We start from the raw sequence: 15204 nt of genomic DNA, 5'->3' as shown, positions 1-15204 counted from the left end.
ACGATGCAGTACGGATGTGCGTGCCCCCGCCGCGCCCCGCAAGGGAGCGCGACAGAAGCATGGGACATCGATGAAAGCGGGCGGCGCTAAGGAAGCCGCCCAAAGAAGGTCAGCTTGCGATCAACGATATTGACCGGCGTACTTCACGACCTTGTCGAGATTTTCTTTGGTGATGAAGCCCGGTCCCGAACGAATGTTCTTGGGGCCGTAAGACGGTTGCAGTCCGTAGGTTTCGAGGCGCGCCTTGAACTTCGGATTCGCTTCGAGAATCTGACGGATCTTCGCCGGATCGGTGGTGTGCTCCTTATGCACGATCGCGAGCACCGCCACCGGGATATAGCCTTGCAGATACGGCTGCTGATCGATCGCGAACTTGATCGTGCCGTCCTTGATCCCCTTCGCGATGTCGTCGGAGAAGTCGAAGGTCACGAAATAGATCTTGTTTTGCAGGCCCATTTGCGTGACGGCCTTGAGCGTCGCTGATGCGGGCGTCGGTCCGAGCGTGAGGATCGCGCCCGTATCCGGATGGTTGCGCAGATACGCCGATACCTTCGACTGAATCTCGGTCGGATCTTGTCCCGAATCGATCGTCGAGGCCTTGTAGTCGATGCCGAGCGCGTCCGCGAAGCCCTTGCAGCGATCGAACGAAACGGTGTTCGTCGCGATGTGGTTCACGCACAGGAACGACTTGACGCCCGCGGCCTTCGCCTTTTCGCCCGCCGCCTTGCCGGCCACATATTCCGGCTGGCCGACGTGCATGATCGCGCCCAGTTGCGCGCTCTGTTCTTCCGTGCCCGAGTTGATCGTCACGAGCGGAATCTTCTTCGCGGTGACCTTGTTGATCGCGCTCTTCAACACGTCGAAGTCGGCGATGGTGGTGATGACGCCGTCGTAGTTGCGCGCGGCGGCCTGCTCGATCAGACGCGACATGTCCGCGATATCGCCGTTCGGCGGATTGCGGTAGTCCGTCTGCACGTTGAAGTCTTCGTCAGCCTGCTTGATCGCGTTCTTGATGGTGTTCCACCAGGAATCCGAGTCCGGCGCGTGGCTGATCAGTACGAACTTCGCATCTGGCGCCGCCTGAGCGGAACTCGCCGCCATCAACGTTGCGCTGCACAACGCAGCAGCAGCCACCAGCGCGCGTAGCGCGGCCCGACCGTTGCAAATGGTCATTGTCTCCACCTATCTCGGTTGTTGTTTGGTGTGATGTTTTCGCGAGCCGGCCGATTGATGTGCCGCGCTCAGGACCAAGAGTAGGTCAGTTTTCGGCGACCTGCAACAGAAATTTCATTGATGCGGCAAATGGAAAATACATTCCAATTTGCTTGCCGCCTTCCTATAATCGGTTCTACGACGAACATCGAAAGAGCCTGTGATGGATGACGCCAGCACCGACGTACAAAGCGTCGACGAACTCATGCAGCGGATCACCGACGCGTACGACTCGCTGCCGCGCCAGTTGAAGAGTGTCGCGACCTACATCGAGCAGCATCGCCAGAGTGTGATGATGGATCGCACGAGCGATATCGCGAGCGCGTGCGGCGTGCATGCGTCGGCGGTCGTGCGTTTCGCGCAGCGCTTCGGCTTCTCCGGTTTCTCAGACCTGCAGGCCGTGTTCAGACAGGCATATACGGGCGCGGGCGGCTCGCAGCAGAGCTATCAGCAGCGCATTCGCAAGTTGATCGACGAGAAGGCGGGCGAGGCGTCGGGGCTGTCGGTGGCGCGCGAGTTCATCGCGGCGAGCCGCACGGGTCTCGACGAACTCGAAGCCGGCCTCGACGACGCGCAGTTCGAAGCCGCCGTCGACATGCTCTCGCAGGCCGAGAACATCTATGTGATCGGCGTGCGCCGCTCGTTCGCGGTGGCGAGCTACATCGTCTATGCATTGCAGCACACGAAGAAACGCGTGCATCTGATTTCGGGCTTCGGCGGCATGTTCCGCGAGCAGGTCCGCAGCGTGAAGAAGGGGGACGTGGTGGTCGCGATCAGCTTCGCGCCCTACGGCAAGGAGACGCAATATTGCGTGCGCGCCGCGCAGCATCACGGCGCGGCGACCCTCGTCATCACCGATAGCCAGCTTTCGCCGCTCGCGCGTCACGCGAGCGCGAGTCTGCTCGTGAAGGAGGGCAGCGCGTTCGCGTTCCGTTCGCTCACGAGCACCATTTGCCTGTGCCAGGCGTTGTTCATCGCGCTTGCGTACCGGCTGGAGTTGAATGTCGAGGAATCCAAGGAGACAGGTGGCTATGACGATTGATGTGGCGGTGTTTGGGGCAGGGCGCATCGGCAAGATTCACGCGGCCAATCTCGCGCGGCAGCCGGGCGTGCGTTTGAAATACGTCGTCGATGTGAATCGTGACGCGGCGTCCGCGCTGGCTGCCTTACATGGAGCACAGGTCGCGGATGTCGATGGCGCAATGGGCGATGCTTCCGTCGGCGTGACCGTCGTGTGTTCGAGCACGGATACGCATGCGGATCTGATTCTCGCGTCGGCGGCGCAGAAGAAGCATGTGTTCTGCGAGAAGCCCGTCGATCTCGCGATCGAGCGCGCGCGTGCATGCGCCGATGCGGTCGCGAAGGCGGGCGTCGTCTGCATGATCGGTTTCCAGCGCCGCTTCGATCCGACGTTCTCGGCATTGAAGGCGCGCATCGATGCGGGCGAGATTGGCGATCCGGAAATGCTGATCGTCACGAGCCGCGATCCGGGCGCGCCGCCGGTCGAGTACATCAAGCATTCGGGCGGCATCTTCAAGGACATGCTGATCCACGATTTCGATATCTTCCGCTGGATTCTCGACGACGAAGCCGACACGCTGCACGCGACGGGCAGTTGCCTGAGCGATCCGGCCATCGCCGATGCGGGCGATATCGATTCGACCGCGGTGACGATCCGCACGAAGCGCGGCCGTCTGTGCCAGATCAACACGGCGCGGCGTGCGGCGTATGGCTACGATCAGCGCTTCGAACTGCTCGGCAGCGCCGGCATGCTTCAGGCGGGCAACGTGCGGCCGACCGAAGTCACCGCCTATACGGCGACGGCCGTGTCGAGCGACAAGCCCGAAGCATTCTTCCTCGAACGTTATCGCGCGGCGTACGCGGCGGAAATCGCGCATTTCTTCGATGCGGTCGACAACGGCAAGCCGGTGCGTACCACGGTCGCGGACGGTCTGAAGGCGCTGGAACTCGCCGAAGCCGCGACGCTGTCGTGGCGCGAGAAGCGCATCGTCGCGCTCGGGGAGAAGGTCGCATGAATCCGCTGCGCTTCGGTATCGTCGGATTGGGGCGGCTCGGGCGGCGTCATGCGGAAAATCTCGCGTGGCACGTGCCGGGCGCGCGGCTCGTCGCGGCGTGCAGCCCGGTGAAGGAAGAGCGCGCGTGGGCGGAGCAGTCGCTGTCCGAGCTTTCGCTCTATGCGGATTACGATGAACTGCTCGCGGACGCTTCCATCGACGCCGTGTGGCTCGTCACGCCCACGTCGTTGCATGCGCGGCAGATCATCGCCGCATTGCGCGCGGGCAAGCACGTGTTCTGCGAGAAACCGCTATCGCTCGATCTCGCCGAATGCGATGCCGTGCTCGAAGAACACGCGCGTCATCCGCATCTGCAGGTAATGATCGGCTTCGTGCGACGTTTCGATGCGAGCTATCGCGATGCGTTCGATGGCGTCGCGAAAGGCGCGATCGGCCGGCCCTTCATGGTGCGCTCGCAGACCTGCGACAAGAACGATCCGGACGGCTTCTTCGTGCGATTCGCGCCGACATCGGGCGGGCTTTTTCTCGATTGCAGCGTGCATGACATCGATCTTGCGCGCTGGCTGCTCGGCAATCCGCGCGCCAAACGGGTGTATGCGAGCGGCACCATCGCGATTCACGATGGCTTGCGCGAGTGCGGCGATATCGACAATGGCGTGGGTACGATCGAATTCGAGGACGGGCGGCTCGCGGTGCTGTACGCATCGCGCACGATGGCGCATGGGCACGATACGCAGACGGAAGTGATCGGCACGGCGGGCGCGCTGTCGGTGGGACGCAATCCGCGGGCGAATCGCGTCGAGATCGCGGATGCGCACGGTATGCGCAACGCGTGTACGCCGACGTTCTTCGAGCGCTTCGAGGATGCGTTCTTGCGCGAGGCGCAGGCGTTCGTGGCGTTGCTCAGGGACGGGAAGGCGACGGGCCTCACGCTGGAGGATGCGAGGGAGGCTACGCGGATTGGGATCGCGATGCGCGAGGCTTATGAGAGCGGGAGGGCGGTGGAGTTGTGAGTATTCCAGGGCCCGCACTCGTCGATGCGGGCCTTTATCCGACAACCAGCCTGACGGGTTTGCCCACCCGAGCCAGCATCTCCACCAGCGTATCGATGGTGAACTTGGCCGTTTTCTTGTTCACGACATCCGAGACACGAGGCCGCGTGACATGCAGTATCTCGGCGGCTTCGGCTTGCTTGAGGTGATGCGCTTCGATCCACGTGGCGAGTTCGTCCATGAGTTGCGCTTTGAGCGCCAGGGTCTGGCCGACGAGTGCTTGCGACTCGTCATGGTATCGACGGGCTTCGTCGGCCGCGAAGCCGAGTTCGGTGAAGATGTTTGCGCCGGGCTTGGTTACGTGCCGCACTTGGGTGTCGACTTTGCTCATATCCGTGTTTTCCTTTCGGTCGTGATCGCGCGATAGCGAATCGCGGCGATTTCCTTATCGCGCTGGGACGTTGTGCCTATTTTAGAAGCAATGCAAAACATAGACAGCTTTCTCGAACTTGGCACATACACAGAGCAATCTAGCTTCAACAACGTCACGCGTGAACTAGAAGAGTCTCAACCAGCATGGGCCTGTCTTCGTGAGGAAAGCGATGCGTATCGGCATTGCGATGCGCAGGCTTTTGAATGTGAGAGGACGGATTTCGCGGTTGGTCACTGAGCTTTCGATGACTTTTACAAACTGTGTCAAATAGAAGTGCTAACAGTAAAAGGCTGATTCTTGTCACTAGTTTATTGGATTGACTACTGGTATCTTTGCGAACATTTCAAAAGACGCAATGTTTGATAAGGATAACAATATGGCTTACCAAGCCGCCATCCAGCGTAGTGATCCAACGGTTTTGCTGTTTCTCGTAGACCAGTCTGGCTCAATGGCTGACAGAATGGCGGGTAGCGAGCGCACGAAGGCACAGTTCGTGGCCGACGTTCTCAATAGAACTCTGATGAACCTGGTTACACGCTGCACGAAATCCGACGGAGTAAGGGATTATTTTGAAATTGGTGTCATCGGATACGGCGGGACCGGGGCGGCCAACGGTTTTCGCGGCAATCTGGCGACGTCTCTCCTGCAACCAATATCTCAAATTGAAGCGAACCCGCTTCGAGTGGAAGATCGTAACCGTAAGTTGGATGATGGTGCGGGGGGCTTTATTGAACAGTCGGTTAAATTTCCAGTCTGGTTCGAGCCTAAGGCGGACGGTGGTACGCCAATGTGCGCGGGCATCACGATGGCCGCAGAGGCGCTCGCAGGCTGGTGCGACGCACATTCGCAGAGTTATCCACCGACCGTTCTTCACGTGACGGACGGGGAGTCGACCGATGGGGATCCGGGCGCGCTGGCGGAAACGCTTCGCCAGTTCCATACCAGCGATGGCCACGTACTGTTGCTTAATTTGCACGTGAGTGCGCAGTGTGGACAGCCGGTGCAGTTCCCCGCGTCCGACAGTGCATTGCCTGATCAATACGCGAAACTGCTCTTTCGCATGTCAAGCCAGTTGCCGGAACATCTCGTTCGAATGGCGCAGGAAAAAAGTATCCAAGCTTCGCTCGAAAGCCGGGGCTTCATGTTCAACGCAGAAGCAGGCGAGATCGTGAATTTTTTCGACATCGGCACGCGTGCCTCGCAGCTTCGATAAATCGAAGATGTTCGACGTCGTCTTTAAGGCTTCAATCGCCAAGAATATCGAAGAGCAAGATGCAAACGAAGATGCGACGAGCATCGATTCATCGCGTGGCATCTTCGCAATATCGGACGGTGCCTCTGAGTCTTTTGATTCGCAGTCTTGGGCGCGACTCCTCGTCTCGAGATTCATCGAGGAACCTTCAATAAGCGTTTGTTGGGTCGACGCTGCGAGGAGGCTCTACGAGAGGACCTCCGACTTTGGTGCGATGTCCTGGTCGCGGCAAGCCGCATTCGAGCGAGGGAGTTTCGCAACGTTGCTTGGCGCGGAATGGCGTGAGAATTTGCAGGAGCTCGAGATTATCGCCGTCGGCGACAGTCTGGCTGTTCATCTGAGCGACGCTGATACTTTGGAGTCCTTTCCCTACAGGCGCGCCGAAGAGTTCGATGCGCGGCCCAAACTTCTATCGACGTTATCCGCAGCGAACGTTTTCGTTGCTTCCAGAGCGTTCAACACGGAGTCGTGCGTTGTCTGGCCGCTGACGAAACAGAGCATTGTCTTGATGATGACTGACGCGCTAGGACATTGGTTGCTGAACACCGCTGAGTCTGCGCGATCTCGTGCTGATTTGTTGTTGGCGGCGAATACCGAGGACGCGTTCAGACACCTTGTGCTGGAACAGCGAAGAATTGGTGCAATGCGGGTCGACGATACCACCTTGCTTGTTCTTGGTTTTGATGGAGCGGTTGCGGGATGACGTACCCGACACTCGAGCAGTATCAAGAGGTTCTGCAACATCCCAGAACGGCATTCCTTGATTCTGAGCTGACCGGCGGCAAGGTGGCGACGACAGGTCTGGGCATGCCTTTGGCGATGTGCGGTGGATTCGCATTGACTTACACCGTGACAGTCGGTGGCCGCAAGCTGGCAGTACGTTGTTTTCATAAAGAGTCTCGCGAATTACAACAGCGCTACGATGCCGTCTCATCAGTATTGCGCTCACTGCGCTCGCCGTATTTTGTGCCATTCGATTTTTTGAAATCGGGCGTCAGGGTCAACGGGGTTGACTATCCCATTGTCAAAATGGCGTGGGCGCAAGGTACGACCTTGGGCGAGTTTGTTGAGCAATATCACAGAGACAGTGCGCGAGTCGTGACGCTGATCGAAGCGCTGCGAAACCTTGCGCTTTACCTCGAGAGCCAGGGTATCGCGCACGGCGATATCCAGCCGGGCAACGTGATGGTTTCTCAGGACGGCGCGAGCATTCAGCTCATCGACTACGATGGCATGTTCGTCCCTGGCTTGGCCAACATGAAGAGCGCGGAGCTTGGGCATCGCAACTTTCAGCATCCTAGGCGCACGGACCAAAATTTCAACGCTCAACTGGATCGCTTTTCGTTCATCACGATAGACTTGGCTTTGCGCGCCCTTCTGCTGTCTCCACAGCTATGGACGACTACGCAGTGTGAACCTGAATCGTTTGTCTTTCGCGCCAATGACTTTGCGGATCCTGCGTCGTCGGAGACCTTCGCGACGCTTTCCCGATTGAGCGGACTCACGAGAGAGGTAAGCCACTTTGCCTCGATATGCGGCGCGGACATTGTCCAGACGCCATCATTGAGCGAATTCGTTGCGGGTCGGTCGATTCCCGCAGCGCCGGCGTACATTACTCCCGCAGCGACGGGATCAGGACGTCGTGCGCCCTACATGGGGCAGTACCCGGTGCTGGATGCTTCCAATTACCAGCGAGTCCACGGCTATGTTGGACAGATGGTCGAGCTAGTCGGTGAGGTGATCGACGTGGGCGGCGGGATGAGTCGCAGAGGGGGCCGACCGTATGTGTTCGTGAACTTTGGTGATTGGCGAGGGAAATGTGTAAAGCTCGCCATCTGGAGTGACGCGCTGGAGAAAATGAGAGTACAGCCTGATAGTTCTTGGAAAGGGCGCTGGTTGAGCGTGAAAGGTCTCGTTGATCCGCCTTACTCGAACCCGAAGCGTGAATATACACATCTTTCCATCACGATTTCGTCTCCAGGGTTGGTCCAGCAGATCGCAGGCGAGGAGGCAAGATATCGACTTGCGCTGGTCAATTCGACAGTGCGAACGTCGTCTCGTAGCGACGCAAATAGCAAACTTCTGGCCAGTCTCGGTAGCAGTCCGGCAACAGTGATACCAACACGGTCGTCTTCAGTACCGCCGAATGCTGCAAAGTCGACGGCATCTGGAAATCAGAAGTTGCTTGACCAGATGCGCAATCGGGCCAGTACGTCTTCGCGGACTACGGCACCGCCGTCTGTGCCCGCGACGGTTACTCGAAGGACAAGTCGGCCGAGTCCTGGCGCAGCACCTCAACCTGCGTCGCGCATCGTACCTGCATCCTCGAATGGCGTGCCTCAGTCGAAGTCGAGCGGTGAAGAAGTTCCTGGTTGGGTGTATGTTGTCGCTGTAGCGATCCTCGTCATGCTACTGAAGGCCATCATCAAGTAATCAATGATTCCTTCATCCTGCGCAGGAGGCGGCTCTCACGTCAGCCTTATGCGACCACCCTCGCAATCGATCTACCTCTCTTGCGCTAAAATCGAACCTTCACCGAGCGCTCACCCCCCAGGCAAAGAAAGGTTCAATCGCGATGGAAGTTCACAAGGAAGTCGACGCGCGCGGGCTCAACTGTCCGTTGCCGATTCTGCGGGCAAAGAAGGCGCTCGCCGACATGACGAGCGGTCAGATTCTGAAGGTGCTCGCCACCGACCCGGGATCGCAGCGCGATTTCGCGGCGTTCGCCAAGCAGACCGGCAACGAGATCGTCGAATCGACGTCGCAGGACAAGACGTTCATCTTTCTGATGCGCCGTCGCTGACACGGACAAGCACGCGTCCAAAAACAAAATGCCCGTCACGCAGGTGACGGGCATTTTTTTCAGGCGATCCGGCTAGCTAGCCAGCGCGGTTTCAGCCTTCGAGAATCGGCGCGCGATTGCGCAAATATTCCTCGAAGTCCGCCTTCACTTCCGGATGACGCAGCGCGAATTCCACCGTGGCCTTGAGATAGCCCAGCTTGCTGCCGCAGTCGAAACGGGTGCCGTGGTACTTGTACGCGAGCACTTGCTCGTCCGACAGCAGCGATTGGATCGCGTCCGTCAGTTGCAGTTCGCCGCCCGCGCCCGGCTTCAGCGCGCGGATGTGATCGAACACGCGCGGCTTGAGCACGTAACGGCCGACCACGCCCAGATTCGACGGCGCCACAGCCGGTTCCGGCTTTTCGACGATGCCCGACAGCTTGAAGATGTTGTCTTCCCACTCCTTGCCGTCGATGACGCCGTAGGACTTCGAATCCTGCGCCGGGATTTCTTCGACGCCGATCACCGAGCTGTGATAGTGATCGAATACTTCGATCATCTGCGACATCACGGGCGGCTTGCCGTACAGCAAATCGTCCGCGAGGATCACGGCGAACGGGTTATCGCCGACGAGCTTTTCCGCGCACAGCACCGCGTGGCCCAGACCGAGCGCTTCGGCCTGACGCACATAGAAACAGTCCACGTGGCTCGGCTTGATGCTGCGCACGAGTTCGAGCAGCTTGTCCTTGCCGCGCGCTTCGAGTTCCGCTTCGATCTCGTACGACTTGTCGAAGTGATCTTCGATGGCGCGCTTGCTGCGACCGGTCACGAAGATCATTTCGGTGATGCCGGCGGCCATCGCTTCTTCGACCGCGTACTGAATCAGCGGCTTGTCCACGACTGGCAGCATTTCCTTCGGGCTTGCCTTGGTCGCGGGTAGGAACCGCGTGCCCAGACCTGCGACGGGGAAAACCGCTTTGGTAACTTTTAGCATGTGATGACCCTGATCCTCTTAATTCATTGAAACGTCGAGACAACCGGAACGGATCGATAAATGATTCGAACCCCCAATTCAAGCCGGCAGACGCAATAATTGGGCCTGAAGTTTCTCGATGGTGGTTCCGTATTCTGCCAGCCTTTTGCGCTCCTGTTCAACGACAGCCGCCGGCGCTTTTGCAACAAAGCTTTCATTACCGAGCTTCGCGTTACATTTTGCGATCTCGGCAGTCAGACGGTCCACTTCCTTCGTGAGACGCTCGCGCTCCGCGGCGACATCGATCTCGACCTTCAGCACGAGCTTGCTCGTGCCGACGATCGCGACCGGCGCGCCATGGGCTTCCTTGTCGAGAGCGGCTTCGTCGTCGATGATCTTCACTTCGGAAAGACGCGCGAGGGCGGCGATATACGGCGCGAACGCGGAGAGGCGCGCCGCGTCGCCGTGCGCGAGCAACGGCACCTTCACCGCGGGCGACAGATTCATTTCGCCACGCAGATTACGACATGCATCGATGACAGTCTTCAGTTCGGCGGCCCACTGTTCAGCGGATTCGTCGATTTTTTTCTGCGCGGCGCGCGGGTAGGGCTGCGTCATGATCGACACTTCGCCTTCCTTCGCGCCCGACGGGAACGCGTCCGTCAGCGGGGCGACCTTCTGCCACAGCGCCTCGGTGATGAACGGAATGATCGGATGCGCGAGGCGCAGCACCGTTTCCAGCACGCGCAGCAGCGTGCGGCGCGTCGCGGTCTGCTGTTCCGGCGTGCCCGTCTGGATCTGCACCTTCGCGAGTTCGAGATACCAGTCGCAGTATTCGTCCCACACGAACTTGTAGATCGCGCTCGCGACGTTGTCGAACCGATAGTCCGCGAAGCCTTTCTCGACTTCCGCTTCCACGCGCTGGAGCAGCGACACGATCCAGAAATCGGCCTGCGAGTAATCCGTGTAGCCGCCCGGACCGCAATCGCCCGGCTTGCACGCGCCCGGATTCGCGAAACCGCAATCGTGACCTTCGCAGTTCATCAGCACGAAGCGCGTGGCGTTCCACAGCTTGTTGCAGAAGTTGCGATAGCCCTCGCAGCGCGCGAGGTCGAAGTTCACGTTGCGGCCGAGCGTGGCCATCGACGCCATCGTGAAGCGCAGCGCGTCCGTGCCGAACGACGGAATGCCTTCGGGGAATTCCTTGCGCGTCTTTTTCTCGATCTGCGCCGCGGCCTTCGGGTTCATGAGGCCCGTCGTGCGTTTCGCGACGAGCGCTTCGAGATCGATGCCGTCCACGATGTCGATCGGGTCGAGCGTGTTGCCCTTGCTCTTCGACATCTTCTGACCTTCGGCGTCGCGCACGAGGCCATGCACATAGACGGTGTCGAACGGCACCTTTCCGGTGAAGTGCGTGGTCATCATCACCATTCTGGCGACCCAGAAAAAGATGATGTCGAAGCCGGTCACGAGCACGGAAGAGGGCAGGAATGCGTCGAGTTCCTTCGTCTCGTTCGGCCAGCCGAGCGACGAGAACGGCACGAGCGCGGACGAGAACCATGTGTCGAGCACGTCTTCATCGCGCTTGAGCGAGCCTTTGTAGCCGTGCGCGTCGGCATCGGCGCGGGCTTCGTCTTCCGTCTTCGCGACGAAGATCTCGCCGTTCTCGCCGTACCACGCGGGAATCTGATGGCCCCACCACAACTGGCGCGAGATGCACCAGTCCTGGATGTTTTCGAGCCACTGATAGTACGTGGTGGTCCAGTTCTCCGGCACGAACCTGATCTGGCCGCTGCGCACGACATCGAGCGACGTTTCCGTGATCGACTTGCCCGGATTGAACGTGCCTTCGGGCGCGGCCTTGGTCATCGCGACGAACCACTGGTCCGTGAGCATCGGCTCGATCACGACCTGCGTGCGATCGCCGCGCGGCACCATCAGCTTGTGCGGCTTGACGGATTCGAGCAGGCCGAGCGCTTCGAGATCCTTCACGACTTCCTTGCGCGCGTCGAAGCGGTCCATGCCGCGATACTTCTCGGGCGCGTTGTCGTTGATCTTCGCGTCGAGCGTGAGGATCTCGATCTGCGGCAGCTTGTGGCGCTGGCCGACGGCATAGTCGTTGAAATCGTGTGCGGGCGTGACCTTCACGACGCCGGTGCCGAATTCGCGATCGACGTATTCATCGGCGATCACCGGGATTTCGCGGTCGCACAGCGGCAGCACGACCGTCTTGCCGATCAGATGCTGATAGCGCTCGTCCTCCGGATGCACCATCACGGCGACGTCGCCGAGCATGGTTTCGGGGCGCGTCGTCGCAACCGTGAGATGGCCCGAGCCGTTCGGCAGCGGATACTGGATGTGCCACAGGCTGCCGTTCTCTTCCTCGCTCACGACTTCCAGATCCGACACGGCCGTGCCGAGCACCGGGTCCCAGTTCACGAGGCGCTTGCCGCGATAGATGAGCCCTTGCTTGTAGAGCGTGACGAACACGTCGCGCACGGCGGCCGACATCTTGTCGTCCATCGTGAAGTATTCGCGCGACCAGTCGATCGACGCGCCCAGGCGGCGCACCTGATTCGTGATCGTCGAGCCGGATTGCTGCTTCCACGCCCAGACGCGCTTCAGGAATTCCTCGCGGCCGAGGTCATGGCGCGACACGCCTTGCGCATCGAGCTGACGCTCCACGACGATCTGCGTCGCGATGCCCGCGTGGTCCGTGCCCGGCACCCACAGCGTGTTCTCGCCGAGCATGCGGTGATAGCGCGTGAGACCGTCCATGATGGTCTGATTGAACGCGTGCCCCATGTGCAGCGTGCCGGTGACGTTCGGAGGCGGCAACTGGATGGAGAAATTCTTCGCGCCCTCTTTGAACGTGGGCGCGGAAAGCCCGCGTTTTTCCCATTCCGGGCCCCATTGGGACTCGATGTTTTGAGGCTCGAAGCTCTTCGCAAGCGTGCTGTCGCTCATTGTGGAATCTGCCGAAAAATGCGTGAAAAAATGCGGGGGAATCCCCAATTATAAGGTTGCGCGCGCGACGTCGGACGAATTCGGCCCGTGGGCGCGCACCTCTGGCCGGCCGGCGACTCCATCGGCGCGGTCTTATAATGACCGGCCCATCGCCAGAATTATTTCTGGCCCGCTCTCCTGCCGCTGCACTTTCCCATGCCCGACCTGCTCGCGAATCTGAACCCCGAACAACTCGCCGCCGTGACGCTGCCGAACGAGCCCGCGCTCATTCTCGCGGGCGCCGGCAGTGGCAAGACGCGCGTGCTCATCACGCGCATCGCATGGCTGATCCGGCAGGGCTATGCGTCGCCGCCGACCGTTTTGGCCGTCACCTTCACGAACAAGGCGGCGCGCGAAATGATGGCGCGCCTTTCCGCGCTTCTGCCGATCGACACGCGCGGCATGTGGATCGGCACCTTTCACGGCCTGTGCAACCGCATGCTGCGCGCGCATTACCGCGACGCCGGCCTGCCGCAGACCTTCCAGATCCTCGATACCGCCGATCAGCTTTCCGCCATCAAGCGTCTGATGAAGGGCCTGAACGTCGACGACGAAAAGTATCCGGCGAAGAATCTCCAGTACTTCATCAACAACGCGAAGGAGCAGGGCCTGCGTCCAAAAGACGTCGATGCCACCGACGCGTTCAATCGCAAGTTCGTCGAGCTTTACGAAGCCTACGATCAGCAATGCCAGCGCGAAGGCGTCGTCGATTTTCCGGAGCTGCTGCTGCGCTGCCATGAGTTGCTCGCGCACAATCCGCCGCTGCGCGCGCACTATCAGGCGCGCTTTCGCAATATTCTCGTCGACGAGTTTCAAGACACGAACAAGCTGCAATACGCCTGGCTGAAACTGCTCGCGGGCGAACACAACGCGATCTTCGCGGTCGGTGACGACGACCAGTCGATCTACGCATTCCGCGGCGCGAATGTCGGCAACATGCACGACTTCGAGCGCGAGTTCCGCGTGCGCAATCTCATCAAGCTGGAGCAGAACTACCGCTCGCACGGCCATATTCTCGATACGGCGAACTATCTCATCGCGAACAATGCGCGACGGCTCGGCAAGAATCTGCGCACCGACGCGGGCCACGGCGAACCGGTGCGCGTCTACGAATCCGCGACGGATTCGCAGGAAGCGGGCTGGATCGTCGAGGAGATCAAGGCGCTCATCAATACGGGCGTGTCGCGCGGCGAGGTCGCGGTGCTTTATCGGAGCAACGCGCAGTCGCGGACCATCGAGCATACGCTCGTGAACGCGGGCATTCCGTATCGCGTGTACGGCGGCCTGCGCTTCTTCGAGCGTCAGGAAGTGAAGCACGCGCTCGCGTATCTGCGTCTGATCGACAATCCGAACGACGACACCGCGTTCGCGCGCGTCGTCAATTTCCCGACGCGCGGCATCGGTGCGCGTTCCATCGAGCAGGTCGCCGACGCGGCGCGTCTCTATAACTGTTCGATGGCCGCCGCCGTGCCGTATGTCACCGGCAAGGCGGGTTCGAGCCTCGGCGCGTTCGCGACGCTCATCGCGAAGATGCGCGCCGAAACGCAGCAGATGAGCCTGCCTGATACGGTCGAATACGTCGTGCGCACGAGCGGCCTCGCCGCGTTCTACGAAGGCGAGCGCGAAGGCCAGGATCGGCTCGAAAACTTGCAGGAACTCGTGAACGCGGCGGCGGCATTCGTCAGCGAAGAAGGCTACGGCCTCGACACACCCGCACGCTCGATTCCGCTGCGTCCGGGTGCGACGGCTCTGCCGGAGATCGTCAGCGACGACGGCGAGATCGAAGTGCTCGACGCGCCTGGCATCGCCGATCCCGCGCAGAATCCCGACACGATGACGCCGCTCGCCGGTTTCCTGTCGCACGCATCGCTCGAAGCCGGCGACAATCAGGCGCAGGCCGGCCAGGACGCCGTGCAACTGATGACCGTGCACGCGGCGAAGGGCCTCGAATTCACGGCGGTCTTCATCACCGGGCTGGAAGAGGGCCTGTTTCCGCACGAGAATAGCGCGCAGGAATCGGACGGGCTGGAGGAAGAGCGGCGTCTCATGTACGTGGCGATCACGCGGGCGAAGGAACGGCTCTATCTGTCGTTCGCGCAGAGCCGCATGCTGCACGGCCAGACGCGCTACAACATCCGCTCGCGTTTCTTCGACGAGTTGCCCGAAGGCTCGCTCAAGTGGCTCACGCCGAAGGTCGAGGCGGGCGCGCGCTGGGGCGGACGCGCCGACAACGCCGGCTGGGGCCGCGACTGGTTCGCGCGTCCCGGACAGGAGCGCGGCGGTTCCACCTACGGCGCCGCTCAGTCGAGTCCGGCGCTGCCCGCGTTCGCCAACGAGCAGCGCGCGGCGGAGGGCGGCTTCAAGGTCGGCCAGGCCGTGTTCCACACGAAGTTCGGCGAAGGCACCGTGACGGCGCTCGAAGGCTCCGGCGGCGACGCGCGCGCGCAGGTGCGCTTCAAGCGCCACGGCGAGAAGTGGCTCGCGTTGTCGGTTGCGAAGCTTCAGGCCGTCGAATGAA

12 protein-coding genes are annotated in these 15204 nt (G+C 60.6%); 8 read left to right on the top strand and 4 right to left on the bottom strand.

Going from position 1 to position 15204, the window contains the following annotated elements; translation table 11 throughout:
* Positions 1-120: 120 nt before the first annotated feature.
* Entirely contained in the window at positions 121-1173 is a 1053-nt protein-coding gene (locus QCE73_RS09415; protein ID WP_309880890.1) for a sugar ABC transporter substrate-binding protein, read from the bottom strand.
* Between the two features lie 202 nt (positions 1174-1375).
* Between QCE73_RS09415 and QCE73_RS09410 the strand changes: the two genes are divergently transcribed.
* From QCE73_RS09410 to QCE73_RS09400, 3 genes are read left to right on the top strand one after another with little or no spacing between them, the layout of a single operon-like run.
* Positions 1376-2254: a MurR/RpiR family transcriptional regulator gene (locus tag QCE73_RS09410; RefSeq protein WP_035509218.1), complete on the top strand. Its 879-nt coding sequence runs from the start codon at positions 1376-1378 to the stop codon at positions 2252-2254.
* Entirely contained in the window at positions 2244-3248 is a 1005-nt protein-coding gene (gene iolG, locus QCE73_RS09405; RefSeq protein WP_309880887.1) for an inositol 2-dehydrogenase, read from the top strand. The genes QCE73_RS09410 and iolG overlap by 11 nt, the downstream gene beginning before the upstream one ends.
* Entirely contained in the window at positions 3245-4261 is a 1017-nt protein-coding gene (locus QCE73_RS09400) for a Gfo/Idh/MocA family oxidoreductase (protein ID WP_309880885.1), read from the top strand. The genes iolG and QCE73_RS09400 overlap by 4 nt, the downstream gene beginning before the upstream one ends.
* A 34-nt stretch (positions 4262-4295) precedes the next feature.
* Here QCE73_RS09400 and QCE73_RS09395 read toward each other — a convergent pair whose 3' ends face one another.
* Positions 4296-4631 (bottom strand): helix-turn-helix domain-containing protein, encoded by a 336-nt coding sequence (locus tag QCE73_RS09395; protein WP_035509212.1) that lies wholly within the window; start codon positions 4629-4631, stop codon positions 4296-4298.
* A 418-nt stretch (positions 4632-5049) separates the two neighbouring features.
* Here QCE73_RS09395 and QCE73_RS09390 point away from each other — a divergent pair, with 418 nt between their 5' ends.
* The 4 genes from QCE73_RS09390 (at position 5050) to QCE73_RS09375 (ending at position 8728) form a co-directional block, all read left to right on the top strand.
* On the top strand, positions 5050-5886 hold the full coding sequence (locus tag QCE73_RS09390; protein WP_309880884.1) for a VWA domain-containing protein: 837 nt from the start codon (positions 5050-5052) through the stop codon (positions 5884-5886).
* Between the two features lie 7 nt (positions 5887-5893).
* On the top strand, positions 5894-6628 hold the full coding sequence (locus QCE73_RS09385; protein WP_035509210.1) for a hypothetical protein: 735 nt from the start codon (positions 5894-5896) through the stop codon (positions 6626-6628).
* The gene (locus QCE73_RS09380) at positions 6625-8358 is read left to right on the top strand and encodes a hypothetical protein (protein WP_309880881.1); all 1734 of its coding nucleotides are present in this window, start codon (positions 6625-6627) and stop codon (positions 8356-8358) included. The genes QCE73_RS09385 and QCE73_RS09380 overlap by 4 nt, the downstream gene beginning before the upstream one ends.
* Before the next feature lie 142 nt (positions 8359-8500).
* Positions 8501-8728 (top strand): sulfurtransferase TusA family protein, encoded by a 228-nt coding sequence (locus QCE73_RS09375; protein ID WP_035509205.1) that lies wholly within the window; start codon positions 8501-8503, stop codon positions 8726-8728.
* Between the two features lie 91 nt (positions 8729-8819).
* Here QCE73_RS09375 and galU read toward each other — a convergent pair whose 3' ends face one another.
* The gene (gene galU / locus QCE73_RS09370) at positions 8820-9701 is read right to left on the bottom strand and encodes a UTP--glucose-1-phosphate uridylyltransferase GalU (protein ID WP_035509203.1); all 882 of its coding nucleotides are present in this window, start codon (positions 9699-9701) and stop codon (positions 8820-8822) included.
* A 78-nt stretch (positions 9702-9779) separates the two neighbouring features.
* Positions 9780-12647 carry a valine--tRNA ligase gene (locus tag QCE73_RS09365; RefSeq protein WP_309880878.1) on the bottom strand — a complete coding sequence of 956 codons (2868 nt, stop codon included), beginning with the start codon at positions 12645-12647 and terminating at the stop codon, positions 9780-9782.
* Positions 12648-12842: 195 nt separating this feature from the next.
* Here QCE73_RS09365 and QCE73_RS09360 point away from each other — a divergent pair, with 195 nt between their 5' ends.
* Positions 12843-15203, top strand: coding sequence for a UvrD-helicase domain-containing protein (locus QCE73_RS09360; RefSeq protein WP_309880876.1), 2361 nt, complete (start codon positions 12843-12845; stop codon positions 15201-15203).
* Position 15204: the final 1 nt, after the last annotated feature.

Source organism: Caballeronia sp. LZ029 (assembly GCF_031451275.1).
In the GTDB taxonomy this organism is placed as follows: Bacteria; Pseudomonadota; Gammaproteobacteria; order Burkholderiales; family Burkholderiaceae; genus Caballeronia; species Caballeronia jiangsuensis.
This window is presented reverse-complemented; position numbering and strand designations above follow the sequence as displayed.